General features: G+C 52.2%; 23 protein-coding genes. 3 read left to right on the plus strand and 20 right to left on the minus strand.

Annotated elements, in window-relative coordinates:
* Nucleotides 1–11: 11 nt before the first annotated feature.
* From pgsA to dapA, 5 genes are all read right to left on the minus strand, one after another.
* Nucleotides 12–605, minus strand: a complete 594-nt coding sequence (gene pgsA / locus JOD55_RS07380) for a CDP-diacylglycerol--glycerol-3-phosphate 3-phosphatidyltransferase (RefSeq protein ID WP_204399381.1) — start codon at nucleotides 603–605, stop codon at nucleotides 12–14.
* Nucleotides 606–693: 88 nt separating this feature from the next.
* Nucleotides 694–3,405, minus strand: a complete 2,712-nt coding sequence (locus tag JOD55_RS07385) for a DNA translocase FtsK 4TM domain-containing protein (protein ID WP_204399382.1) — start codon at nucleotides 3,403–3,405, stop codon at nucleotides 694–696.
* Nucleotides 3,406–3,505: 100 nt separating this feature from the next.
* Nucleotides 3,506–3,664, minus strand: a complete 159-nt coding sequence (locus JOD55_RS07390; protein ID WP_204399383.1) for a hypothetical protein — start codon at nucleotides 3,662–3,664, stop codon at nucleotides 3,506–3,508.
* A 26-nt stretch (nucleotides 3,665–3,690) separates the two neighbouring features.
* Nucleotides 3,691–5,367 (minus strand): RNase J family beta-CASP ribonuclease, encoded by a 1,677-nt coding sequence (locus tag JOD55_RS07395; RefSeq protein WP_204399384.1) that lies wholly within the window; start codon nucleotides 5,365–5,367, stop codon nucleotides 3,691–3,693.
* A 150-nt stretch (nucleotides 5,368–5,517) separates the two neighbouring features.
* The gene (dapA, locus tag JOD55_RS07400; RefSeq protein WP_204399385.1) at nucleotides 5,518–6,426 is read right to left on the minus strand and encodes a 4-hydroxy-tetrahydrodipicolinate synthase; all 909 of its coding nucleotides are present in this window, start codon (nucleotides 6,424–6,426) and stop codon (nucleotides 5,518–5,520) included.
* A 77-nt stretch (nucleotides 6,427–6,503) separates the two neighbouring features.
* Here dapA and JOD55_RS07405 point away from each other — a divergent pair, with 77 nt between their 5' ends.
* Nucleotides 6,504–7,088: a GNAT family N-acetyltransferase gene (locus JOD55_RS07405; protein ID WP_204399386.1), complete on the plus strand. Its 585-nt coding sequence runs from the start codon at nucleotides 6,504–6,506 to the stop codon at nucleotides 7,086–7,088.
* Between the two features lie 164 nt (nucleotides 7,089–7,252).
* Here the strand turns inward: JOD55_RS07405 and dapB are convergent, their stop codons facing one another.
* From dapB to JOD55_RS07435, 6 genes are all read right to left on the minus strand, one after another.
* Nucleotides 7,253–7,993 (minus strand): 4-hydroxy-tetrahydrodipicolinate reductase, encoded by a 741-nt coding sequence (gene dapB, locus JOD55_RS07410; RefSeq protein WP_204399387.1) that lies wholly within the window; start codon nucleotides 7,991–7,993, stop codon nucleotides 7,253–7,255.
* 16 nt (nucleotides 7,994–8,009) lie between these two features.
* The gene (locus tag JOD55_RS07415) at nucleotides 8,010–9,323 is read right to left on the minus strand and encodes a M16 family metallopeptidase (RefSeq protein ID WP_204399388.1); all 1,314 of its coding nucleotides are present in this window, start codon (nucleotides 9,321–9,323) and stop codon (nucleotides 8,010–8,012) included.
* 176 nt (nucleotides 9,324–9,499) lie between these two features.
* On the minus strand, nucleotides 9,500–11,905 hold the full coding sequence (locus tag JOD55_RS07420; protein WP_204399389.1) for a polyribonucleotide nucleotidyltransferase: 2,406 nt from the start codon (nucleotides 11,903–11,905) through the stop codon (nucleotides 9,500–9,502).
* 172 nt (nucleotides 11,906–12,077) lie between these two features.
* Nucleotides 12,078–12,347 (minus strand): 30S ribosomal protein S15, encoded by a 270-nt coding sequence (gene rpsO, locus JOD55_RS07425; protein ID WP_124055031.1) that lies wholly within the window; start codon nucleotides 12,345–12,347, stop codon nucleotides 12,078–12,080.
* A 161-nt stretch (nucleotides 12,348–12,508) separates the two neighbouring features.
* Nucleotides 12,509–13,519: a bifunctional riboflavin kinase/FAD synthetase gene (locus JOD55_RS07430; RefSeq protein WP_204399390.1), complete on the minus strand. Its 1,011-nt coding sequence runs from the start codon at nucleotides 13,517–13,519 to the stop codon at nucleotides 12,509–12,511.
* On the minus strand, nucleotides 13,520–13,795 hold the full coding sequence (locus JOD55_RS07435) for a hypothetical protein (RefSeq protein WP_204399391.1): 276 nt from the start codon (nucleotides 13,793–13,795) through the stop codon (nucleotides 13,520–13,522).
* Nucleotides 13,796–14,093: 298 nt separating this feature from the next.
* On the opposite strand from JOD55_RS07435, the gene JOD55_RS07440 reads away from it, so the two are divergent.
* Nucleotides 14,094–14,687: a DUF421 domain-containing protein gene (locus JOD55_RS07440; RefSeq protein WP_204399392.1), complete on the plus strand. Its 594-nt coding sequence runs from the start codon at nucleotides 14,094–14,096 to the stop codon at nucleotides 14,685–14,687.
* Nucleotides 14,688–14,748: 61 nt separating this feature from the next.
* Here JOD55_RS07440 and JOD55_RS07445 read toward each other — a convergent pair whose 3' ends face one another.
* The 6 genes from JOD55_RS07445 to JOD55_RS07470 form a co-directional block, all read right to left on the minus strand.
* Complete coding sequence (locus JOD55_RS07445; RefSeq protein ID WP_204399751.1) at nucleotides 14,749–15,813, minus strand: tRNA pseudouridine synthase B; 1,065 nt, start codon at nucleotides 15,811–15,813, stop codon at nucleotides 14,749–14,751.
* Nucleotides 15,814–15,880: 67 nt separating this feature from the next.
* Nucleotides 15,881–16,357, minus strand: a complete 477-nt coding sequence (gene rbfA / locus JOD55_RS07450; RefSeq protein WP_204399393.1) for a 30S ribosome-binding factor RbfA — start codon at nucleotides 16,355–16,357, stop codon at nucleotides 15,881–15,883.
* Between the two features lie 84 nt (nucleotides 16,358–16,441).
* Nucleotides 16,442–19,387, minus strand: a complete 2,946-nt coding sequence (gene infB, locus JOD55_RS07455) for a translation initiation factor IF-2 (protein WP_204399394.1) — start codon at nucleotides 19,385–19,387, stop codon at nucleotides 16,442–16,444.
* A 92-nt stretch (nucleotides 19,388–19,479) separates the two neighbouring features.
* Nucleotides 19,480–19,818: a YlxR family protein gene (locus JOD55_RS09400; RefSeq protein WP_204399395.1), complete on the minus strand. Its 339-nt coding sequence runs from the start codon at nucleotides 19,816–19,818 to the stop codon at nucleotides 19,480–19,482.
* Between the two features lie 80 nt (nucleotides 19,819–19,898).
* The gene (gene nusA / locus JOD55_RS07465; protein ID WP_204399396.1) at nucleotides 19,899–20,885 is read right to left on the minus strand and encodes a transcription termination factor NusA; all 987 of its coding nucleotides are present in this window, start codon (nucleotides 20,883–20,885) and stop codon (nucleotides 19,899–19,901) included.
* Nucleotides 20,886–21,407 (minus strand): ribosome maturation factor RimP, encoded by a 522-nt coding sequence (locus JOD55_RS07470; protein WP_204399397.1) that lies wholly within the window; start codon nucleotides 21,405–21,407, stop codon nucleotides 20,886–20,888.
* A 177-nt stretch (nucleotides 21,408–21,584) separates the two neighbouring features.
* On the opposite strand from JOD55_RS07470, the gene JOD55_RS07475 reads away from it, so the two are divergent.
* Entirely contained in the window at nucleotides 21,585–22,409 is an 825-nt protein-coding gene (locus JOD55_RS07475) for a hypothetical protein (protein WP_204399398.1), read from the plus strand.
* Between the two features lie 115 nt (nucleotides 22,410–22,524).
* On the opposite strand, the gene JOD55_RS07480 is transcribed toward JOD55_RS07475, so the two are convergent.
* The 3 genes from JOD55_RS07480 to ispG form a co-directional block, all read right to left on the minus strand.
* Nucleotides 22,525–24,321, minus strand: a complete 1,797-nt coding sequence (locus JOD55_RS07480; protein WP_239538987.1) for a proline--tRNA ligase — start codon at nucleotides 24,319–24,321, stop codon at nucleotides 22,525–22,527.
* Between the two features lie 186 nt (nucleotides 24,322–24,507).
* Entirely contained in the window at nucleotides 24,508–25,404 is an 897-nt protein-coding gene (locus JOD55_RS07485; RefSeq protein ID WP_204399399.1) for a GNAT family N-acetyltransferase, read from the minus strand.
* A 10-nt stretch (nucleotides 25,405–25,414) separates the two neighbouring features.
* Nucleotides 25,415–26,584 (minus strand): flavodoxin-dependent (E)-4-hydroxy-3-methylbut-2-enyl-diphosphate synthase, encoded by a 1,170-nt coding sequence (gene ispG, locus JOD55_RS07490; RefSeq protein ID WP_204399400.1) that lies wholly within the window; start codon nucleotides 26,582–26,584, stop codon nucleotides 25,415–25,417.
* Nucleotides 26,585–26,601 lie beyond the last annotated feature (17 nt).

The raw sequence follows: 26,601 nt of genomic DNA on the forward strand, positions 1-26,601 counted from the left end.
AAGCCACAAAGTCACTTGCTCAGCCGCGAAAGCCGCATTGCTTCTCGAATATATTCAACTGCCGACGTAATCGCAAAGACCATAGCGATAGCTAGCAGTCCATAGCTCACATAAATGAGAGTCTGGGCAATCGGCCCCTCAATCGGCCCGATACTTTGCCACGGAATCAGTAGACCTGCAATCCCAAACGACTGCGCGACCATCTTAATTTTTCCGCCCTGCCCTGCAGCCATCACTTTAATCTTGCGCATCATCATGCGCATCAAAGTAATGCCTAGCTCACGCACGATGAAAACAATCGTGACCCACCACCACAAATAACCGTGCCAAGACAGCAGGATCAACGCCGAAATAATCAGCGCTTTATCCGCGATAGAATCAGCGAGCTTCCCAAAATCAGTAATGAGATTACGCGAGCGCGCATAGTAACCATCAAGTTTGTCGGTAATCGCCGCAATAGCAAAAACTACATATGCGATCCACCTATCAGACGTGGAATCTTGCCAAAACACAAAAATGAACACCGGCACTAACACCAACCTGATCACAGTCAGTGCATTTGCAAGATTCACCACCGGAACATTATTGTTTTGCTTCTTTACCACATCTATAAGGTTAGTCTAATTATTGCGTAACGTCACATAGGCACAGGCAAAAATTTTATAACTTCCAAGATCACAGCTATCAAGGAGTCTAGCTACGGCCAGTAAGTTGCCAAGCATCTTCCCCAGATTCGCCTTCAGGATCGTCGTCGTCATAATAATTTGCAACGATTGTCTTTTCATTCTCAGCCAATGGATCGTGAGCGTAGCGATCATCAGTTTGATAAACCACCGTGCGCGATTCTTCTGAATCCCAGTCCTCTTCCCCCGAGGCAAGGTCTTGCGCCACGTCAATGCCTGCATGGCCAGCACTGAATGGTTTGACCTCCGCATCGGCTTCGCGCGCCACATCAACATCTCCAAAGTCGGCATCTGCGTACCGGTCTTCGGAGTCTGCAGCGGTCGCTTCACCGTGCAGTTGAACATCTTCGCCTTTAATCAGCGCCAATACATCTGGTAATTGCTCCGGAGTCACCAGCACATCACGCGCCTTAGACCCTTCAGAAGGGCCAACAATCTCACGTGATTCGAGCAGATCCATCATACGGCCAGCTTTCGCAAAGCCGATGCGCAATTTGCGCTGAAGCATCGAAGTTGATCCAAACTGGGTGTTAACAACAATTTCCGCAGCTTGCAGCAGCGTTTCGAGATCGTCGCCGATCTCTTCATCAATCTTCTTCTTTTCCGCTTTCGGAATGACGTCATCTCGATATACCGGCTGCATCTGTGCTTTAACGTGAGTTACCACCGCTTCGATCTCATCTTCATTCACCCAAGCACCCTGCACACGAATCGGCTTCGAAGTGCCCATTGGCATGAACAATGCATCACCCATGCCAATGAGCTTTTCAGCTCCCGAAGCGTCCAAAATAACTCGTGAATCGGCCAACGACGAAGTCATAAAGGCAAGACGAGACGGAATATTGGCTTTGATCAATCCTGTGACGACGTCCACCGACGGCCGCTGGGTAGCAATAACGAGATGGATTCCAGCAGCACGCGCCAGCTGCGTCAATCGTTGAATTGAGGACTCCACATCGCGCGGAGCAACCATCATCATATCCGCCAACTCGTCAATCACCACAAGGAGGTACGGATATGGCGTAAGTTTGCGTTCAGATCCCTCTTTAGACGTCACTTTTCCATCGCGAATCGCCTGGTTAAAGTCACTAATATTCTTGTACCCATACGAGGCTAAGTCGTCATAACGCGCATCCATCTCACGCACAACCCATTCGAGCGCTTCAGCGGCCTTCTTTGGGTTCGTGATAATAGGCGTAATGAGATGCGGAATTCCAGCATATATGGTCAATTCAACGCGTTTTGGATCAACTAAGATCATTCGAACTTGATCCGGTGTAGATCGCATCATAATCGACGTGATCATCGAGTTGATGAATGAGGATTTACCTGCACCTGTAGCGCCGGCAACCAGCAAATGTGGCATCTTGGCAAGATTCGCCACCACGTATTGGCCGCCGACGTTCTTTCCAATTCCGACGACGAGCGGGTGCGTCTGTTTTCTAGCCGCCGGCGAACGCAGTACGTCGCCAATCATCACAGTTTCTCGGTCAGCGTTTGGAATCTCAATACCGATAGCTGATTTTCCTGGAATAGGCGAAAGTATTCGCACGTCAGCAGAAGCTACCGAATAAGCAATATTCTTCGACAGCTGTGTAATACGATCAACTTTCACGCCTGGCCCAAGCTCAACTTCATATTGAGTCACCGTTGGTCCACGCGAGAATCCAACCACTTGCGCATCAACGTTGAATTCCGAAAAAACGCGCGTCAAGGCGTCAACCACATCGTCATTCACTTTCGACCGCTCAAGATGTGGCGGTCCTTCAACCAGCATGTCTAATGATGGAAGAGTGTAAGTGATATTTGAAGACAGTTCCATTTGCTCAGCTGGAGCTGGAACTGGTTCAGGTTTCGGTGCGCGCAATTCTTTCTTTACTGGCGACGCCGCTACCCGCGTTGGCACCGGAGCGCTCGCTTGCGGAATAGATGTAGCGACTACGGTCGGCTCTGGAGTTTGAACGACAGTAGCTGCAGCGTCGTCGTCCGCAGGTGCGTCTTGATTCTCAAGTTCAACCTGCGCCCGCCGACCGCGCCGCGGGCGTCGTGGCTGCTCAGAGACAGCCTCATCAGCAGGTTGATCTGCAGGCTCTTCCGCTTCACTAGCTGAAGATTGTGATTCTGGCTTCTTAGCTTTTGCCCAATCAATCAAGTCTCGCACCGAGGTTTCAGTGGCATAAAGCATCGAGTACAAAGCCAGAAGAACGAGAATCGGCACTGCGCCCCAAATCGAGACCAGAACGGCCAGGCCACCGCCCACAACCCATCCGAGGAGACCACCGCCACCCTCGATAGCTGCAAAGGACGCTGTAGGATCAGGGCAGTCAAATGCGATATGCAAAATACCTGAAATCGCCACCACGATAAGCGTCAAGGCCAAGGAGAACCGCCGATTATTTCGCGATGTAGCGCGTCTAAAAAGCTTGACGGCCATGCCTACCAAAATAATCGGAATAAAGACGGCTAAAACTCCCAGTAAACCAGCCACCACATGATGCAATACATCGAGCAGTAGACCGTCAAGCGCAAACCATTCGCGCAAGGCAATAACAATAGCCAGACCAATAAGAACTATTGCCAGTCCATCGTGAGAACGCGGCGAGTCAAAATCCAGCTCCGTTTGCTTTGATGCGCTGGACGACGCCGCTGCAGACGCTGCGTTGTTACGCTTGCGTCCGCCGTCGTTCTCGTGGGATTGCCCCTTATTGCGTTGCCGAGCCAAGTTTAACTCCTTGTGTAAATGCTGCTATCCGGTATGGGCATAACTACTCTACAGCCTAAGTCCTGCCAAAAATCCTTGCCGGATCACCACGCCGAAACGCTCAAGATCGGACGATTTCACATTTAGTTAAATGAGTCCGCAGCCGATTGAGAGTTCGTCTCATCGCGAGCCAATCTGCCCAACCATGAGTGTACGGAGCAGATTTAGCCTGCTCAGATGGGTCGTCAATAGCCGCCTGCACAAGCATTGCAGCAGGCACACCAAATCACCCCAAATTCAAAGCGTTCAGGCTTCAATGACAGTTGGAATAATCATTGGAGAGCGCCGCAGTTTCCGCGCAGCCCACCGGCCAATTACTCGGCGCATCGCCTGCTGCATCTGATAAGCATCTGCACTCTCGTTTTGAACGGCCTTCTCAAGCGCATCTTTAACATCAGGTAAGATCTCATCAAATACCGAGTCGTCCTCAGCCATACCGCGCGCCTGAATATGCGGACCGGTAATCACCGTTCGCTCTTGCGCGTCAACGACAGCGAAAATCGCAATAAAACCCTCCTGGCCGAGCGTGCGACGATCAGTGAGCTCGGCTTCGCCAATTTCGCCCACCGAAGAACCGTCCACAAACACATAACCACACGGAACTTTGCCCACAACGTGCGCTACGCCGTCGTGAAGATCAATGACGCTACCGTCCTCACACAATAGTACGTTCTCAGCCGGAACTCCGGTCTTCACCGCCAAAGACCCGTTTGCTACCAGATGGCGCGCCTCACCATGAATCGGCATGACGTTAACCGGTTCGACGATATTATAGGCGTAAAGCAACTCCCCCTGCGCCGAGTGACCCGATACATGCACAGCAGCATTACCTTGATGAACCACTCGCGCACCGAGTTTCGTCAAGCCATTAATCAGCCGGAACACAGAGTTTTCGTTTCCTGGAATGAGCGACGACGCGAAAATCACCGTATCGCCTGGGCCGACGCCGATACGCTTGTGCGTTCCAGAGGCAATACGCGCCAAAACAGCCATCGGTTCGCCTTGCGATCCAGTGGACATAAAAACTCGCTGATGATCAGGAACAGATTCGATATCTTTCATATCGATCAAGGTTTGCGGCGGCACGGTGAGGTAGCCAAGCTCAGCTGCAATACCCATATTTCGAACCATGGAACGACCCACAAAGCAGACTTTGCGATGATACTTCGCAGCCGCGTCAAGCACCTGCTGAACCCGGTGCACATGCGAAGCGAAAGATGCAACCACAATCTGCCCAGTAGCCTGCGCAAACACCGACTCCAGAACTGGTCCAATTTCTCCTTCAGAGCGCACAAACCCTGGGACTTCCGCATTCGTAGAGTCCACCATGAAAAGATCCACGCCCTCTTCACCTGCACGCGCAAAAGCTCGCAAATCGGTGATACGCCCATCAAGCGGCAATTGATCCATTTTGAAATCGCCCGTAATCAAAATATTGCCACCTGCAGAACGCATAAACACTGCTAAGGCGTCCGGAATCGAGTGATTCACCGCAATGAACTCACATTCAAATGCGCCAATTTGCTCAATATCGCCTTCTTTAACCACCATCGAAAAAGGCGTAATGCGATGCTCAGCTAATTTTGCTTCGACTAAAGCAATCGTCAGCTGCGAGCCAATAATCGGAATATCTTTGCGCAAACGCAGTAAATACGGCACTGCACCGATATGATCCTCATGACCGTGAGTCAAAATAATACCATCGACGTCGTCTAATCGATCTTCGATGTACTCAAAATCTGGAAGAATCAGATCCACTCCTGGCTGGTTCTCCTCAGGAAAAAGCACTCCACAATCAACAATGAGTAGGCGTCCGTTACATTCGAATACGGTCATGTTGCGACCGATATCTCCCAGCCCACCTAAAGGGACGATTCGTACTGTATCCGGCTTAATTTCTGGAGGCGTATTTTGTTTACTCACCTTTTTATTATCTCACAATGCCGATTGCACACATAGCTCAGGCAGAAGAAAATCGGCAACACACTAACCGATCCTCTACCGAAGAAATATCTCTATCTAAGAAATACCTCTACCCAAGAGCAGCCGAGGCGTCAAGAGCAGCTGAGATATCTAGTCACTGAGCAGACCGGCAGTCACCAGAGCCCGGCGAAGTTCCTGGCGTTGCTGCTCTGAAGCCCGCACCAAAGGCAATCGCAAGCTTGGACTCTCAATAACGCCGAGCATTGCCATTGCCTCTTTAGCCATCACGGCTCCTTGCCCGGCTCCCATGATGGCATCGACAAGCGGCATATGCTTTGTGAATTCCGCCCGAGCTGCTGGAAGATCACCAGAATCTACTTCACTCACCAGCGCTCGCAAACTACGTGCAATGATATGCCCAGCAACCGAAACCACACCAGAAGCTCCGTGCGCAAGCCAAGCAAAATTGAGCGAATCGTCTCCTGAATAGTAGGCCAAACCAGTTTCGGCCATTTTCTTAAATCCGGCAGCTACATCGCCCGTCGCATCTTTCACTGCCAGCACCTGTTCGTGCTGAGCCAAGCGCAGAAGGGTGTCGTTGTCGATCTTCACCCCAGTTCGCCCCGGTATGTCGTAGAGCATCACCGGCAATTGTGTAGCTTGTGTAACGCTCAGGATGTGCTGGTAAACACCCTCTTGTGAGGGACGATTGTAGTATGGCGCCACAACGAGTAAGCCATCTGCCCCCGATTTTGCCGCACCTTGGGCAATACGTACCGCATGAGCAGTGTCGTTAGAGCCTGCCCCGCATATGATCATGGCACGATCCCCAACGGCGTCTTTGACTTCCCGTACCAGGACGTCCTTTTCTGGCTGATGAGTAGTTGGTGATTCACCAGTAGTTCCGGAGAGAACGAGCGCATCACAACCGTCGTCGACCAACTTCACCGCAAGTTTTTGCGCAGAAACTACATCGATCGAACCGTCGTCGTGAAACGGCGTAACCATCGCAACGGAAACTGAACCGAAAGGCCGCTGAGGCAAAGAATTGTGTTCCATATCATCACTTTAACGGGCGTAAACCACAATTGCGATGATCTTTCGATATGTGGGACGCCTTCTGCGAGAATGGATATGTGAATGACACCTTAAAATCTGTTCGTCCAGCGCACGAAAGCGATGTGGCCGAAATTGGACGTATCCAAGCACAGTCCATGCACGAGTCGCTGGTGCGCGCACTCGAAGGTCCGCTCACTGTGGCTACCACCGCGCAGTTCGATTCGCAGGCTTTCGCGCAAGCATGGTTGAACAGCATCCAAAATCTGCCTTCACCACAGCATCATGTGGTCGTCGCAACAGATGGCGAGGACGTGTGCGGATTTGCCGCATTCGCTCCCACCGAGCCCATCGATTTGCCCGATGACCAGCGTTTCGCTCCCGATGCAGAGTTTTTTGATCGCGAACGCAGCGCCTATGAAATTCTCAACTTCGATGTCGACTCAGGTGCAAATGACCCCGATCATGGTGCTCGCCTCCTCGCCGCCGTCACCGATATTGTGGCAAACTCGCAGGGTAATGAGATCTATTTATGGGTATTTCCTACCGACGACACCCTCACCCGAATGCTTGATGGCGCAGGTTTCGCACCGCGCGGTTTGCGCCGCAATTTCGAGGTGGATGCCAAAGAGGTAACACAACATTTGTGGTGGACTACGCTCTAACTAGCAGTATTCACTCTCGATACATTCGCAATGATCGCTCTCAATCCGTCGATGCTGCGACGTATCAACGATGCGACCTATCAGTGTTGCAGAGTCGGCGCTACAGTATCAGTCTCACAATATTAACGCCGCACGACGAGCCTTGGAGCTTCGCACATCTGCACTCATTTCAAATTGAGATAAGATTCAAGTCCAAAGGTCAGACCCGCCTCATTGCCAACCTTGCGCACTGCTAACAGTACGCCCGGCATAAATGACTCACGATCAAAAGAGTCTTGCCGCAAGACAAGTTGCTCACCTGGATTACCAAAAATGACTTCTTCATGTGCGTTCAGGCCACGTAAGCGAACTGCATGAACGTTTATTCCATCGACGACGGCGCCCCGCGCACCGAGCGCATCATCTTCTGTTGCATCCGGGCAAGGCGGAAGTTGCGCTGCTGCTCTCGCCTGAGCAATACCAGCAGCGGTAGACATAGCCGTACCAGAGGGTGCATCCACCTTGTTTGGATGATGTAGTTCGATAATCTCTACCGATTCGAAAAGCGCTGCCGCCTGCTTCGAAAAATGCATCACCAAAACAGCCGAGATCGAAAAATTGGGCGCTATCAATACGCCTTTTCCAAGGCGCTGAGCGTGTTCATCAACGTGCGCCAGGCGTTCCGGAGTCCAGCCAGTGGTTCCTACCACTACGTGTACGCCAGCGTCTAGAAGCGCATGGACGTTATCGTCTGTTTGGGATGGAACAGTAAATTCTACTGCTACCTCCGCTCCATTGAGAGTCTGCGCGCTTATTGTGTCTGCGGCATCGAGCTGTGCCACAAGTTCAAGATCAGGGGCATTTTCAACTGCCTGCACCACGGTGGCGCCCATCCGTCCGCGTGCTCCAACTACTGCAACTTTCATGACACGAGCCTAACTCTTAGGAATCTGATCCGCAGATTACGACAGATCGTGGACCGCCACATAATTTTTGCGCCAATGCTTGGATATCGTCAGCAGTCACCTCACGTGAGCGGCGCAAGGATTCTTCAATCGACCAAATCTCACCTCGCACAAGCTCTGCCTGACCGAGTCTATTCTTACGAAAACCGTTGGTTTCGGCAGAAAATACCAGTTGGGCGCGGCGTTGGTTATAGGCAGTATCTACTTCTTGTTGAGATACCCCATCATTGGCTATCTGCTCGAGGCAATTTTGCATAATGCTGGCCACAGTGCTGGTGTGTTCCGGTGAACAAGCTGCTTCAAGCGCAAATACTCCCCCTTCTTGCCAATTCAAACACCACGAATAAGTCGAATATGCCAGCCCGCGCTGCTCACGTACTTCTTGGAACAAACGCGAGGACGTGCCTCCACCCAAAATCGAATCAAGTGCCATAAGCGTAATTTCTTCGTCATGGCCAGCGTAGAGACCAGGCATACCCACCACAACAGCACTTTGGTGACTTGGGTGAGCGATAAATGAAGTGCCCGAGGAGCCATACACGACGTCTCCCGCACGCCTGCGCCCGCTAGGAAGAACATCCGCATCGAGATTCCAACCGCGTGAGTCGAGCAAGGCCAAGACCATCGCACACAGTTCTTCGTGATTGACGTCCCCAGCAGCCGTCACCACAAGCTCGCGAGAATTGTAGTACTCCCGATAATGCTCAAGCATATGAGAGTGATCTAATGCCAAGACAGTCTCGCGCGTTCCTCCAACCGGTCGGGCAAGTGGATGCTCACCAAACACCATTGGAAGTAGCGCCGTCTGCGCAACGTCGCTAACGTCGTCTTCCGCAGCAGCGAGCTCTTCGAGAATAACTCCTCGTTCAGTCTCCATCTGTTCAGGATCGAGCACTGAATCCGTAACCATATCCACCAGCAACTCGAGCAATTGTGGCATATCAGCTGCAAAAACGCGCCCATAATAACAGGTGTATTGACGCGATGTTGCCGCATTAATAGCTCCACCAAGAAAATCAGACATTTGCGAGATTTCCAGGGAACTGCGCGTTGAGGTGCCCTTAAAAAGCATGTGTTCAAGAAAATGAGTCGACCCCTCGCGGCCGCTCAGTTCATCGCGCGATCCTGCACCGATCCAAAAAGATAGCGAAACTGACCGCTGACCAGGAATCTTTTCGGTTAATACTCGGATTCCTCCCGGCAAAATCGACCGTTGCCCCAAAATTCCATCCTCTTCAAAGACGACCGAAGCACACTTATCGAGCGGCAAATCTATTCGCGCGTACGCCATCACCACATCCTTTTCGTGGAAAACAGAACTTTTCGTAATACGGTTGAGGGACTTCACCCAAGCAACAAATCATAACTATATCAAGCAAAATCGCTCCCTATGGTTCTACTCTTCAGTAGAACCATAGGGAGCGAAATTTAGGCTTATAACCTGCACAATTAATGCAAGATTAGCACTCACTCATCTTCAGAAGTGGTTTCCTGCGCTGAATCGTCATTGGATTGTGCGCTTTCGCCCTGCTCAGAAGAGCGAGTACGACGACGTTCGCGTGGGCGGCGTTCCCGACGCTCACCACGCTCACCACGTTCACTGCGCTCGCCGCGCTCACCACGGTCAGAACGCTCACGGTTGCCACGGCGCTCTTTGTTCTCTTCCTCAGCAGCTTTCTCGGCCTCAAGCTGCTCTTCAGTAAGAACAGCGTGCAAGGAGAGCTTTCCACGTGGATCGATTTCAGCGAGTTCGACTTCCACCTTATCGCCCACATTGAGAACGTCCTCAACGTTTTCGACGCGTTTTCCACCGATGAGACGGCGAATCTGCGAAATGTGCAGCAAGCCGTCCTTACCTGGCGAAAGCGAAATGAAAGCACCGAAAGTCGCCGTCTTAACAACGGTTCCTACGAAGCGCTCGCCCACTTCTGGCATCTGTGGATTGGCAATCGAGTTAATCGTCTGGCGTGCAGCTTCAGCAGCACTACCATTCGTTGCACCAATAAATACTGTGCCGTCATCCTCAATGGAGATATCGGCACCCGTATCTTCTTGGATCTGGTTGATCATCTTGCCTTTTGGCCCAATGACTTCACCAATCTTGTCTACCGGGATCTTCACAGTGATGATACGTGGCGCGGTCTCTGCCATTTCTTCAACCTCAGGAACTGCTTCCTCAATGAGATCGAGAATTGCGAAACGAGCGTCACGCGCTTGGGAAAGCGCCGCAGCAAGTACCTGAGCTGGGATTCCATCGAGCTTGGTATCAAGCTGAAGTGCCGTCACAAATTCGCGCGTTCCTGCAACCTTGAAGTCCATATCTCCGAGTGCGTCTTCAGCACCGAGGATATCGGTCAAGGCAACGAAACGCTGTTCGCCGTCGATCTCACCTGAGATCAGACCCATCGCGATTCCTGCCACTGGAGCAATCAATGGCACACCAGCATTGAGAAGCGAGAGCGTTGATGCACATACCGAACCCATCGACGTCGAACCATTTGATCCGAGCGCTTCTGAAACTTGACGGATTGCGTATGGAAAATCTTCGCGAGCTGGGAGCACTGGCACGAGTGCACGCTCAGCGAGCATACCGTGGCCAATTTCGCGGCGCTTTGGCGAACCCACGCGACCAACTTCGCCAGTCGAGTATGGCGGGAAGTTGTAATGGTGGATGTAACGCTTAGCCGTCACTGGGGAGAGGTTGTCGAGCTGCTGCTCCATCTTGAGCATGTTCAGCGTAGTCACACCCATAATCTGGGTTTCACCGCGCTGGAACAAAGCCGAACCGTGCACACGTGGAAGAATTCCTGCTTCTGCCGTGATTGTACGGATTTCCACTGGAGTACGGCCATCCATACGAATTCCCTCAGTGAGAACCCGATTGCGCATCTCTTTCTTCCAATGCGCATTAACAGCCAAAGCAAGTGGCTGCTCACGCTCTGGGAATTGCTCTGCTAGCTCAGCAACGATAGCTTCAGTAACTTCGTTGAGCTTATCGTCACGCTCGTGCTTGTCAATAATGCCGTGCAATGGCGCAAAACGATCGCCGATCTGTGCCCCAACAGCCTCGTATTCCTCATCTTCATAGGATGGGAACAGTGGGTACTCTTGAGTCTCCTTGGCTGCTTGACGTGCCAAATCAGCCTGTGCTTCACACAGCACGCGGATGAATTTCTTCGCAGCCTCGAGGCCTTCCGCTACTACTTCTTCGGTTGGCACAGTGCCGCCCTTAGCGATATTCGCAACGACGTTCTCGCCACCTTCTGCTTCCACCATCATAATCGCGATGTCGTCTTCAACGATACGACCAGCCACTACCATAGTGAATGTAGCCTTAGGCTCCTCAGAATAACGTGGGAAAGCAACCCATTGGCCGTCAATGAGCGAGATGCGCACGCCACCGATTGGGCCAGAGAATGGCAAGCCAGACAGCTGTGTAGACATCGACGCAGCGTTGATTGCCACGACGTCGTAGGCGTCGTCTGGATGAATCGCAAGTACAGTTGCCACAACTTGTACTTCGTTACGCAGACCTTTAACAAATGCTGGACGCAAAGGACGATCAATCAAACGTGCAGCAAGAATAGCTTCCGTACCTGGACGACCTTCACGGCGGAAGAACGATCCTGGAATGCGGCCAGCTGCATACGAACGCTCTTCAACGTCCACCGTCAATGGGAAGAAATCGAAGTGTTCTTTTGGCTGAGCTGAAACAGCAGTTGCCGAAAGCACCACGGTTTCGCCGTCAAGGTATGCAAGTGCACAACCGGAAGCTTGACGTGCAAGCAACCCAGTTTCAAAACGAATAGTACGGGTACCGAACTTACCATTGTCAATGGTTGCTTCGGCAAATTTAACATCAGGACCCTCCATGGGACCTCCTCTTTCATTTGCCCCGCCCGATACGGCCGTCGATTATCATGCTCGGTAACATCGAGAAACCGCTCACCACAACCGAAGACCGAATCCAAAGGCGAAGGTCTTCTTCTATTTACTTTTGATGTTATGACAATCGGCCCGGACCAAAGCCCGGGCCGATCTGACGTCAGCGGCGAAGGCCGAGACGTGAAATCAGGGAGCGGTAACGCTCAATATCCTCAGCAGCGAGGTAAGCGAGCAGACGCTTGCGCTTACCAATGAGAAGCATCAAACCGCGACGGGAGTGATGATCATGCTTGTGAGTGCGGAAGTGCTCAGTCAGCTCCTTGATACGAGCTGAAAGCAGTGCAACTTGAACTTCAGGGGAACCAGTGTCGCCCTCGTGTGTTGCGTATTCCTTGATGATTTCATCTTTGATCTCTTTAGAGAGAGCCATACGATTCTCCTTCTTTCTCGTTGCACAGAGCTCAGGGCATATTCTCCTGAGCGATGACGTTCCGTGGCCGATCTAACGGCTTCACTACTCTACCATGCGAAGCAAATGAGCTTCGAGTTTAAAATCGGTGACCTCAAACTCATCTACAAACTCATCTCCCGCTAGAATCGCTCAGCTTCAATACCAGCTTTCACCGACGACGGATCCACCCGGCGTGCCACCGGCACTCCTAAAACTTCTGCACTGCGCCGCAGATCTTCATCCATCTGCTCAAGAAGCTCATCAACTGACTCACAACGCACCATAGGCCGCAGCCACTGAATAAAATCAATCGCAATTTCTTCACCGTAGAGATCAAGGTCGCTACGCCCGAGCACATGAGCTTCAACAGTGCGCTGCTGTCCATTGAACTGCGGATTGTTTCCAATCGATATAGCAGCAGGTAAATGCACCGTTGCAGCAGTACCAGGAACAGTGCGCACGAGCCAACCGGCATAAACACCCTCAGCAGGCACTTCACCTAACTGATTTCCAGTTAAATTAGCCGTTGGAAAACCAAGTTCACGCCCGCGCTTAAAACCGTGCTGAACGACTCCCCGAATACGATGAGGACGCCCCAAAACTTTCGCTGCACCAGCCACATCACCTTTGCTCAGCAGCTCACGCACCCACGTCGAGGACCAACGCCGCCCGTCGTCGTCACACAAATCGTCGAGAAGATATACGGCGAAACCTAACTCCTCACCGACCTCCCGCAAGAACGCGCCGTCGCCGCTGTTGTGCAGACCGAACCGCACGTCTTCCCCTACCACAACGCTACCTGCATGTAACTGCCCAACCAGCTGCTTTTCGATAAAATCACGTGGTGTGAGCGCCGCATAGTCGAGATCATAATGCTGCACATACACTGCATCAATGCCGGCTGATTCTAAACGCTGTAGCCGATCTTCAAGGGACGTCACCAAATTGAGATCTGACTGCGGATTGTGTACCAGCCGCGGATGCGGATCAAAAGTCAAAGCGATAGAAATCGCCCCATTTTTCTGTGCCACTTCCACAGTCTTAGCAAGTACCGCATGATGCCCGCGGTGCACGCCGTCGAAAATCCCGATCGTAACTACGGTATTGTTCAGCTCTTGAGGTACGTCAGCAGGGCTTTTCCAAACTTCCATCTACTTGCCACGCAGCCCTAGCTGCGTACGTCCACCGGAAATATCTGCAGGCGCATTTGCCGGTGTAGCTTCAGTATGCATACCAGCGCGTTTGCCTTTGCCACCGCAACCACATCGGCCGCCGCCACAGCCACCGTGACCGCCGTGTCCATGACCACCGTGCCCGTGAGCACCGCCGTGCGCTTCCTGAGCAGATTGTTCTTTTTGCACTGCATTCTGTGCATGTCCGTGTCCACCACAGCCACAGCCATGCTTAACTTCTTGTGTATTGTCCATAGCTACTAGTTTAAGCCGCTAGGCGGCCTAATTCTTGCTGAAAGTCCCGCAAAAGTTGAGAGTTCTATCAAAATCGCTCAAAGATCGCCAGCCGGCCGGCTTCGATTGCACGCCTGCTCTCAATCTGTTTCGCGTCACAAAACCATAGGCACTGCTCGCACATGTCATTGTTATAATCGACTGGCACAAAGAGATACTTTGGAGCGAATGAATACTTTGGCACAAAGCAACATTCGATGCATTAACACCGCACTAACGCTGCATTGCCACAAAGAGATCCGCAGAGGAGAGGAGAAGAATGTCATATCCACACGGATTAGACGCTTGGCTTGGAATCACTTGGGAAGGAGCCTTTGCCGCAATCGTATCTACGGTGGTGATATACGCCGTCTTCCTCATTGTGATCCGCATTCTCGGCCAGCGACTACTTGCTGGATTGACCACATTCGACACTCTGATGGTTCTGCTTTTCGGATCCATAGTGGCGCGTACTGCGCTAGGACCCGTGCCTACGCTCACCACAGGCATGATCACTTTTTCCACGCTTTTACTTCTCCACTATTCGGTGGGCCGACTCGCCAACTACCAGTATGGAGATCGCATGATTAACCGGCCAGCAATCGTACTTATGGCCGGTGAAAACATTCTTGAATCAAATCTTAAGAGCACCCACACCACTCGATCAGAACTCTTCTCACAACTACGTGAACACGGAATCCACTCCCCTGCACTCGTCGCTGCCGTCATACTCGAACCGTCCGGGCGACTGTCGATTTTAACTCGCTCGCACTTGATCACATCGAGTTTGCTCGAGGGAGTGCGCGATGCGCATCTCATTCCGCGCGAATTTCTTGATCTCAGCTCAGAAATATCATCGCCGCAAGTTAGCTGAGCATTAGCACAGGCACAGGCACAGGCACAGGCACAGGCACAGGCACAGGCACAGGCACAGCTTACTGTTCGGCAAATACCACTGCAGGTCGCGTCTTTTTCCCGTGTTTAACGCCAATAGCTACCAATTCATCGCCGCAGATCAGAGCCACAGGATATTCGGTTGCAGGCGTTTCAATAAATTGCCCGTAGGTCAGCGCCGAACGCTGCTGCGGCGTAATCTCTATCCACGGCATATTCTTCGCCGCTTGCGCCAACGGAATGACTGGCACGTTTCGTCCAGTATCAATTCCAGCAGCTATCTGCCGCACCGGATTGGCCTCCGACACCTCAAAATCGCCCACCCGAGTGCGGCGCAACATGGTGATATGAGCATCGACTCCCAGCTGAACACCAAAATCACGAGCTAATGCCCGAATATAGGTTCCAGCCGAACACTTCACCACCGCATCAATTTCGAGTGTTTGCACTTCGACACCCTCTACGCGCAGCCTTTTTCCTAATCGGAGCGGCGAAGTAAAATCAAAGTTGTAAACGGTAACATCTCGAGCAGGAATTTCAACGTCGACTCCTGCACGCACCAACTCATGTGCGCGCTTTCCATTGATTTTTATTGCCGAAACAGCGGATGGAACCTGTTTGATCTTACCGGTGAGCGCTATTCGTGCTCGATCAAGTTCGACCTGCACAGTTGCATCTAACACACCATTTTTTTCATCAGATTCGACGACGGCGCCCGCGCATCCATCGCTGCCTGCCATGCGCGTGTGCGTTTGGAGCGTCTCAATAGTTTTGCCAAATTTTTGCACAAATTCTGGCCCACGATCTGTTCGTGGCACACCTTGTGCATCTTCCGTTGACGTGGATACTCCGAGGCAAATCGTGGTGCGGTACGTCTTATCGCAGCCCGACAAATAGTTCAGAAAACGCGTAGCTTTACCAATTCCAATGGTCAGCAGTCCAGTTGCCATTGGATCGAGAGTTCCAGCATGACCCACCTTGCGAGTTTTAGCAAGCCGGCGCATCGCTCCAACTACATCGTGTGATGTAACATTCTGGTCTTTGTCGATGAGCACAATTCCATCCGGCGCAGGCGAAATTCCCTGGGGCAGATCTCCCCAGGGCATTTGCCGCTTTTCGCGTTGTTCACGCCCCTCATTTGTTTTTTTTGAGTTGCGTGAGCGGCTGTGCGAACTAGAGCTCATCGTCGTCTTCAGAATCGGACGCAACTACAGCGGCGTCGTCTTCATCTATCTCTTTCGGCTTGCGATACGGATCCTCACCGGCAACTGGCGTAGCTCCCTCGGCAAGCTTACGAACCTGCTCATCGTGGAATTTTGCCGCCACAAGCGCGTCTTCAATTGAGCGTGCAGTCTCAGGCAAAGCGTCAAGTACGAATTCGATGCTCGGCGTCAAACGAAGTCCAAGCTGCCCACCGACTGTAGAACGAATCATTCCTTTCGCGGACTCCAAAGCAGAAGCAGATTTACGGCGATCCGTATCCGAACCATAAACCGTATAGAAAACCGTTGCATGCTGCAAATCTCCGCTAACACGCACGTCAGTAATCGTGACCATGCCCAGGCGCGGATCTTTGAGTTTCCCATCGATCATGCGCGCCACGATTTGTTTAATTTGGTCAGCTACCCGAGCTGCTCGTGGATTAGCCATTTCGCTAACTCCCCTTAAAAATTAGTTCTTTTATGGCGGCGGGGTGCCCGCAATATTGGACACCCCGCTGCAGCTAGAAGATGATTAGTCGCGAGGTTTTTCGCGCATCTCCCATGTTTCAATAATATCGCCCTCGCGAATGTCCTTGTGGCCGAGCGTGATACCACATTCGTAGCCTTCACGAACCTCGGTCACATCGTCCTTTTCACGTCGCAAGGAGATAATCTCCAGATCAGGAGCGACCACCGAGCCGTCACGCACGAGGCGTGCCTTCGTGTGACGCTTGATCGTGCCAGAGCGAACAATCGAACCAGCGATATTGCCAAACTTTCCAGACTTGAATACCTGGCGAATCTCTGCAGTTCCAAGCTCCACCTCTTCGTAAATCGGCTTGAGCTTGCCCTTGAGAGCATCTTCAACATCGTTGATCGCGTCGTAGATCACTGAGTAGAACTTCATCTCTACGCCTTCACGATCAGCGAGTTCGGAGACTCGTTCTGCTGGTCGCACGTTGTAGCCGATAATGACGGCGTTATCCACGGTTGCGAGGTCAACATCGGATTGCGTAATAGCACCAACGCCACGATGAATAACGTTGAGCTGTACCTCATCGCCGCCAACCTCGATCTCGAGCAACGACGATTCGAGTGCTTCAACTGAACCTGAAGAGTCACCCTTGATGATGAGGTTAAGATTTTCAACCTTACCCTCTTCAATTGCGGCAGTGAGATCTTCGAGCGAGATACGCTTGCGGCGTTTAGCGAGCGTAGCGGCGCGCTTGGCAGCTTCACGACGCTCTGCAATCTGACGAGCCGTACGATCATCTTCAGCTACGATGAGCTGGTCACCTGCACCTGGAACTGAGGTCAGACCCAGTACCTGTACAGGCCGCGATGGACCAGCTGATTCCACACGCTCACCGTGTTCATCAACCATAGCGCGGACGCGACCATAAGCCGTTCCTACCACGATTGAGTCACCGATGCGCAGGGTGCCATCTTGGATCAATGCGGTAATAACGGAACCGCGCCCTTGATCGAGCTTCGCTTCAATCGCCACACCACGTGCAGCTTTATCAGCATTAGCGGATGGAGCAACCAAGATATCGGACGTCGCCACGATTGTTTCGAGCAATTCGGCGATATTGATACGCTGTTTTGCCGAAATATCAACAAAGGCAACGTCGCCGCCGTACTCTTCAGCAACAAGACCGTATTCAGTGAGCTGAGCACGCACTTTACCAGGGTTAGCACCCTCGACGTCAATCTTATTGACTGCCACAACGATTGGAACGCCAGCGGCTTTGACGTGGTTGATTGCTTCTACAGTCTGAGGCATAACGCCGTCATTTGCAGCAACAACCAGCACAGCGACGTCGGTAACGTCCGCACCACGAGCACGCATCTGTGTGAAGGCCTCGTGACCAGGGGTATCAATAAAGGTGATACGGCGCTCGTCGCCATCAATAGTTAAACGAGTCTGGTAGGCGCCGATATTCTGCGTGATGCCACCAGCTTCTCCTTCGACGACGTCCGCGTTGCGAATCGCGTCAAGAAGTTTCGTCTTACCGTGGTCAACGTGTCCCATAACGGTGACGACGGGTGGGCGCGGGGTGCGATCCTCATCGGACTCACCGGCACGCTCAGCAGCGATATCGATGTCGAATGCTTCGAGGATCTCGCGATCTTCGTCCTCAGCACTCATGATCTTGATGTCATAGCCGAGTTCAGAACCGAGCAGCTGGAACGTGTCTTCGTCAAGTGACTGGTTCGCCGTCGCCATTTCGCCCATTCGGAACAAAACGGTAACGAGAGCTGCTGGATCAGCACCAATCTTCTCAGCAAAATCAGCCAAGGATGCACCTGCACGCACGCGCACAACGGTAGAACCGTCACCGCGTGGTACCTGTACGCCAGCGAGCATTGGAGACTGCTGCTCTTCGAACTCATTGCGCTTGGAGCGACGCGATTTGCGATTGCCGCCACCTTGACGTCCGAACGCACCTGCAGTCGATCCACCACGAGCTTTACCACCCGAACGGGTGAAACCGCCTCCGCGAGCTGGACCATTCTGCCCGCCACGGAAACCGCCCTGACCACCACGACCGCCGCGGCCACCGCGGCTTTCAGTAGGTGGCTGGATCTGGTCTGGCATCATATTTGGTGATGGACGCGCTGCAGAACGAGTTGGACGCGCCGAATCATTCTTGCGCGAGCCACCAGCTCCACCGCGGTTATTTGGACGCGATTCTGCGTTTTCAGCGCGACGATTCATACCTTGCTGGTTAGCGAAAGGCGAATTGCCTGGACGTGGGCCACGTCCTTGACCGCCGCCCTGCTGCCCACCATTGCGCCCCATTCCTTGACGCGAAGAGAATGGCGAATTGCCTGGACGAGGCATGCCTTTCTTTCCACCACGCGCTTGTGGGCGTGGTGGAGCCGATTCGCGTGCCACGTCTGCGCTGCGCTTGGCCTCACCAGGAGTGGCCATAGTACGCTGTGGGCGCGGTGGCTTCGGAGCTGCAGGCGTTGCAGCTTTTTGCTCAGCATCCGAAGCAGCTTTAGCAGTTTTCTCACCTGAATCAGTTGAGGCGGGCTTCGGTTTTACTTCTTTTTCAACAGCTTTTGTCTCAGCTTTTACTTCACCGGGCTTTGTACCAGGCTTGGCGATATCCGCCCCTGGTTTTGCTGCAGATGGTTTCTTTGCTGCCGGTTTTGGCGCAGCACTCTGTGCACGAGCATCTGGCTGTTCAGCAGCTACAGCTTTCTTAGCTGCACCGGGCTTAGCAGCTGGTTTCTTTGCAGAATCGCTCTTTGCAGTATCAGTTGCCCCGGAAGTTGAGCCCTTAGCAGTTGCGGGCAATTCTTCAGGGTGTTTTTCAAAATATTCACGTGCACGACGCACGACTGGCGCTTCAATTGTTGAAGACGCCGATTTGACGAATTCGCCATTTTCTTTGAGAGTTTCAAGCAACTTCTTGCTGGTAATTCCCAGTTCTTTAGCGAGTTCATGGACGCGGACCTTGGCCACAGTTCTCCTTCGGTTTGGTCCGCGCTGCAAGCGTCAGACCATTGTTAGTTGGCAGCTCATCGCTGGGTACTCATCGGGTGCCCATCGGCTTTCTACCCGCTTTCATTGTTCGTTGAAATCTGACAGTTAAATACGTTCGTAAGCTCGCAAATATCTATTCCCGACGACGCACGAAAAGCAGCCGAGAATGCTCGGCGTTTCGAAGCCTGCGTGAAACACTCCAAATTATTGTGGATCCACGCGCCACGCCCGGCAATTTGCGAATGATGATCAATCCGTATGCACAACTGCGCACCAGATTGAACCGCTTTCAAACGAAGCATTTGTGACGATACGTCTTTCTTCCTGCACCCGATACACGTGCGCACTGCTTGGGAAACTCTCGAGTTCCCCACCTCAACCGCTCGCGTAGCGCTCAGAAATTTAGACATACAGTATTAGACTACCCGATATTTGGGATAATTCCTTCACACAATGCCCAAAAACAGAGGGTGAATACGCTCACTACCTCTTATCGACGTGGATCTTCTGATTCTTTCCGGATATCAATAGACCAAGAAGTGAGCTTCGCAGCCAGACGTACATTCTGTGCTTCCTTGCCAATCGCCAAGGACGCCTGATCATCTGGAACAATCGCCAACGCCTGTCGCATATCCTTGTTCAGAATATCAACGCGAATCACTTTCGCAGGAGAAAGTGCCGCTGCAATGAAAGCTGCCGGATCGTCGTCGTACTCCACGACGTCGATCTTCTCGCCATTCAATTCCTGGGTCACGGCGCGCACGCGCTGCGCATTGTGCCCAATCGCAGCACCTTTTGCGGCAACGTTCGGATCCGCAGACCACACCGCCACTTTCGAACGATGCCCGGCCTCACGAGCCAATGCCACGATTTCAACCGTGCCTTTTGCGATTTCTGGAACTTCTGTCTCGAAAAGCTGACGCACAAAATCAGGATGCGAACGCGAAAGACGAATCGAAGCTCCACGCGGGCCAACGGAAATATCAAGCACGAGCGCGCGTATCAAATCACCATGCCGGTAGCGTTCCGATGGCACTTGCTCCTCAGCACGCAAGATTCCACGATTTTCACCAAGCTCAACGAAAATATCACGCGATTCTTCACCGCCGACGCTTCCCTCGACGACACCCGACACGATCTGCCCTTGTTTGCCCTGGAAGCTGCCCAAAATACGGGCGCTTTCTGCGTCACGCAAACGCTGAGCGATGATCGAACGTGCGGTAGCAGTGGCAATGCGCCCAAAATCGTTTGGGGTATCGTCGAATTCGCCAACTACGTTGTTATTTTCGTCAAGCTCCGGAGCAAAAACAGTAACTTGACCAGTGGTACGGTTCAATTCCACTCGCGATCCGCGAATAGCTCCTGGCACACGCTGGTATGCATGAAGAAGTGCGTCCTCAATCGCTTCGATCAGCACGCCCAAATCAATACCGAGTTCAGATTCAACAATCCGAAGCTCACTCATCGAGATATCCATTTACAGCTCCTCTTCCCCAGCTTCAATTTTCTTAAGCTCAACAACAACCTGAGCTCGCTGAATGTGATCGAACGCTATTTCGCATTCGACTCCGTCCACAACTTGTTTGTTCTTCTTTACCTGTGGAATCACTCTAAGTTGTGCACCATCAATTTCTTTAAGTCGAGCAGTGATCTCGGTTCCGTCCTCGAGACGGAAGTTGATTAAGCGTCCGATCACACGCTCGTAATGGCGCAATTCTACCAGCGGACGATCAGTGCCCGGAGTGGAAACTTCAAGGCTATAAGCTCCAGCAATAGGATCTGCCTCATCGAGAACAGCAGAAACTTCACGCGATACATCAGCTAGCAGTGCAGAGTCGACGCCGCCAGTACCAGTCTCGAGGTCAACGATCACACGCACAACCGTGTGTTTTCCAGCGCGGATCACTTTCACATCTTCAAGATAGAGGTCAAAGCTAGATACCACCGGCCGGAGCATATCTGCGATAGTATCAGCGTTTGATTGATTCATTTCTGCCATATATCTAGATTACCTTTGTCTTGCCCTAGTGTCACAGCCGGATCAGTAACTTTGGCAAATATGATTAAGATATTCACATATAGCGATTTTGAACAACGAAAGAAGTAGATGAACGAGACTGGCTCAAAATCAACCTCATCCTTTGTCTCTCGACTCAAATTTGTGTTGAGTCTCGTTGTGGCAATTGCCCTGTTTGCCTTGGGTCTTTTTGTCATGGAAACTCGGTGGGAAAACGCTTCACCCACAGCTCCTACACCAGATGCTGCAGAAGTTTCTCGCCAGGAATTGGCCATAGAGACTGGGCGTTTAATGAGTGCTGCTCAAGCAAACCCGCAGTTCCAGAGCCTTACTCCCCTTGCCTCAACGTGGCAAGAGCTGCTCGGAGGAATTTGGATTCCTTGGAAAGAAGAAGTTCCGCAGGGTCAAGAAAATCCCGTTATTGACACCGCCGCTACCGCTCACGATGCCCAATCGCTCGTGAACGAGCTAAACAAGTTTTCACTCGATGTTCATAAAATAGGCGACGACGGCGCACAAGCACAGCTCACCACGTCAATAAGCGCCAGCACACAGATCCTAGCAGCGCGCCTAGCTGCCAATACAGGCGTTCCATTGAGTATCTCTACCCCGATCCCGACGACGATCTCCCAGCTAGTTCCCGATGCGGAAAGTTTGAAGAGGATCGAAATGGCGCGGCAATGGATCGAATTAAAGACGGCGCAAACCCCGGCGCCTGCCCGCGGTAGCTTGCCAGAAGTTATCGCATTTCTCGATCAAGTAATTTCGCTCGCGATTGACCGCGGAGTTCCCGATTCACGCCCGGCTTTGACCTTGCCTGCCGCCAATACCGAAGCAGCAGAACTCCTTGCCAAGGAATTCATCTCGATGAGCGCAAATGCGAACCTGGAACAGCGTCAGGCGCTCAGTTTAACGATCGCGTATATTTACGCAATAACCAGCGCTGAAACTCCGAGTACGCCTGGCTATATCGCCACTCGTTGAACTCATTAGTACCACTTTAACGCAGTGCTCCCGAGATGTGCAGGGCTGTTGTACAGCCCCATGATCTTGGGAGCACTGCGAAATGAAGCGCGAGTCTTATAGCACGCTGACTTATTTAGCTTTGCATCACTTTGGCGAGCTCGGAATAGACATCGCCCAGCTCAACCTCAATGGCATCACCGGTTCTGCGATTGCGAATCTCCGCCTTGCCATCCTTAAAGCCGCGTCCTATGACGACCGCGTAAGGCACACCGATCAACTCATAATCGGCAAACTTCACACCGGCCGAGACTTTCTGCCGATCGTCATACAGCACATCGTGGCCTTGATCAGCCAAATTCTGCGCTATATCGGCGGCTGCCGCAAAGAGATCGTCTCCCTTTCCAGTCGCGATTACCTGCACCTGAGCAGGGGCAAGAGCCGCGGGCCACATCATGCCACGCTCGTCGTGGTACAGCTCAACGAGCGAAGCGAGCACACGCGAGACTCCAATACCATACGAGCCCATCGTCACGACTTCAGTCTTTCCGTTCTGATCGAGAACTTTCAGATCCAAAGCCTTGGCATATTTGCGTCCCAGCTGGAAGATATGCCCAATTTCGATGCCACGTTCGATCGACAGCTCACCACTGCCATCAGGAGCGAGATCGCCAGCTCGAACTTCAACCGCCTCAATAAAACCATCAGCTTCAAAATCACGGCCGTACACGCTGTAGAACACGTGCTTCTCTACAGCATTAGCACCGGTAATCCAAGCAGAACCACGCGCTACATGCGGATCGAGCAAATAGCGCACCGAACCAGTGAGCGAACCGTCGTCGTTCACCTTGCGAGCAGGAGAATTTGGCCCCAAGACGTCCGGGCCAATATATCCAGGAACCAGCTCCGGATGCGCCTTGAGATCCTCTGGGGTTGCCATTTCAATCTCAGCAGGAGCCATATTAGCCTCCACACGCTTGAGGTCAACCTCGCGATCTCCAGGAACGCCGACGACGAATACCTCGCGAGTTCCATCAGGATGCGTTGCAGCCAAAACCACGTTCTTCAAGGTATCAGCAGCTTCCCAAGGGCGATCTGCGCGTTTGACGAGATCATTGGCAACCGCCACTAAGGCCTCAATCGTGGTCGCAGCAGGGGTAGCATGAACAACCGATTCCGGAGTAGTAGAGAAATCGACGTCCTGTAGCGGCGGCGTCGTCACTGCTTCGGTATTTGCGGCATATCCACCTGGTGAGGAAACGAAAGTGTCCTCACCAATGGCGCATGGGAAGAGGAACTCCTCTGAGCGTGAACCACCCATCGCACCCGACGTCGCCGAACAGATCACAAATGGCAGCCCTAACCGCGTGAAAATCTTTTGGTAGGCGCTACGCATGATTTCATAGGAGCGATTCAAACCGGCGTCGTCGATATCGAAAGAATAAGCATCTTTCATGAGGAACTCGCGAGTGCGGATAATACCTGCACGCGGACGAGCTTCGTCGCGATACTTCGTCTGAATTTGATACAGCGTCACTGGCAAATCTTTGTATGAGGAATACATGTCCTTGACAGCCAAGGTGAACATTTCCTCATGGGTTGGCGCGAGCAAGTAGTCGTTATCGCGGCGATCGCGTAACCGGAAAAGGTTAGCGCCGTATTCTTCCCAACGATTTGTAGCCTCATACGGCTCACGCGGCAAAAGGGCAGGAAGAAGCACTTCTTGAGCACCTGCAGCGTCCATTTCTTCACGAACAATGCGCTCTACCTTGCGCAAAACCTTCAAACCGAGCGGAAGCCAGGTGTAGATACCTGGCGAAACGCGGCGCACATAACCAGCGCGAACGAGCAACTTATGGGAATCAACTTCCGCATCTGCGGGATCTTCGCGCAGAGTGCGGACAAACAGTTCAGACATTTTTAACACAGTCATAGCTTACATTCCTCAAGCAAAACAAGTGAAGTTCAAGCCCAGAGTGCACAAAAAATGAGACGCTCAGGTGCTACCAGCGAATTTTTCCTCGCTCGCGGCAATAGGAACACATACCAATGTATAGCTCGAAAACCTATATAATTTGCTGCTACGCGCACGGCACAGCTAGGTGATAATACTGTGAATTCACAACAACACAGTGGCAAATTCGCCCACGGTAGCAAAACCAATTTTTTCGTAAACGCGAATTGCTCCGAGATTGTAGTCGTTGACGTAAAGAGAGATAGTCGAGGCCATATCCTGGCCGATCATGCCAAGCACCTGTGTCAATGCTGAAGTTGCAATACCACAACCTCGCAGGTCTGGCGCCGTCCAGACCCCCTGTAATTGCGCTACCCCACCAGCCAAAATACCGATGTCAGCTTTGAATTCAACGCGTGGCAAGCCAAAAGGATCTCGCCCGATCTGCACGAAAGTTCGCCCTTGCCGCAGCAACTGCTTCACACGCTGAGGATAAACATCGCCTGCAGTAGATGGATCATAGCCAACCTCTTCGATAAACATCGCAACCGAAGCAGGATACACAATGTCGAAGTCCGTGATCTGTGCTCGTCGTACTGTTGCTTTGGAAGAATTCTTCACAGACCATGACGATCCTGCTCCAATCGCAAAACGCGAGTCAACGCCTTGAAAAACCATCGACAACTGGTGTGGTCGCACATCGCGTGGAGTAGGAAATCGCCACTTAATCTTCTCCCATAACCCCATCACTTGATCTGCTGGACCAACGATCGAATTAGCAAAAATCGTCTCCTTGCTCAAATATTTCGCCAGCTGATCAAGGCCGTTGCTATCAAAGCCCCACGGAGCAAGATTAGCTCCCTGCCAACACAGGGAGCTCAGGGCTCCGGCGTCGTCGCGATATGCCAAAAAGTGACCGTTTCGAAAAGAGCGCTCCTCCCAAGCCGACCGAAGAAAAATACTCGACACCGGATCGCGCTCCAATATCGCAGCAGCTTGACTATAAAAATGCCGAGAAAGGCGGGCAATCTGCCCGTTGCGCGCACGATGCCATAGACGCATTAGCGCAACGTTACACGATCACTTCGGGTGAAGAATCCGGAGTAGATTCCAATCCCATTTCTTCAGCGACGACGCGAGCGCGAGCAATGAGCGTATCGACGATATCTTCCTCTGGCACAGTATCGACTACCTGGCCACGCACAAAAATCTGCCCTTTGCCGTTCCCCGAGGCTACACCCAGATCAGCTTCACGAGCCTCACCTGGTCCATTCACGACGCAGCCCATCACGGCAACACGCAGTGGGAACTTCACATCTTTCAAGCCCTCGGTCACCTTATTAGCCAGCTCATAGACGTTCACCTGCGCACGCCCACACGACGGGCACGAGACGATCTCAAGCTGCTTGGGGCGCAAGTTCAGCGAACGCAAAATCTGCTCGCCAACCTTGACTTCCTCAACCGGCGGAGCCGAAAGCGAAACCCTGATAGTATCGCCAATTCCTTGAGAAAGCAGCGCGCCAAAAGCCACAGAGGATTTAATCGTGCCCTGGAACGCTGGACCGGCCTCAGTAACACCCAAATGAAGTGGCCAATCCCCGGCTTCGGACAGCAATTGATAGGCACGCACCATCACCACAGGATCGTGATGCTTAACGGAAATTGCGAAGTCATAAAAACCGGCTTCTTCGAAAAGGCGCGCCTCGGAAATAGCAGATTCTACGAGTGCTTCCGGCGTCGCTTTGCCATACTTTTTCAAGAGCCGAGGATCTAGAGATCCTGCATTGATGCCAATGCGCATCGCAGTGCCATTAGCGCGCGCTGCAGCTGCGATTTCTGGGATTTTATCGTCGAATTTCTTGATGTTTCCTGGATTCACGCGCACGCCACACCCAGCTTCAATCGCTGCAAAAACATAGCGCGGCTGGAAATGAATATCGGCTACCACAGGAATATTCGACTGTTGGGTAATAATTGGCAGCGCATCGGCGTCTTTATCTGTTGGGCACGCAACGCGCACAATATCGCACCCTGCGGCAGTCAATTCAGCTATCTGCTGCAGTGTGGCACCGATATCGTGAGTTTTGGTGGTGGTCATCGACTGCACGCTCACCGGCGCACCACCGCCAACGAGCACATCACCGACCTTAATCTGGCGAGTCTTTTTACGTGGGGCAATGAGCATCGGCTCGTCCGCCACAGACGGCATCCCCAAAGAAACAACATTATTCACATCCACCATTATTACACCTCTTCTTC

This window comes from Arcanobacterium pluranimalium, assembly GCF_016907845.1.
Lineage (GTDB): Bacteria > Actinomycetota > Actinomycetes > Actinomycetales > Actinomycetaceae > Arcanobacterium_A > Arcanobacterium_A pluranimalium.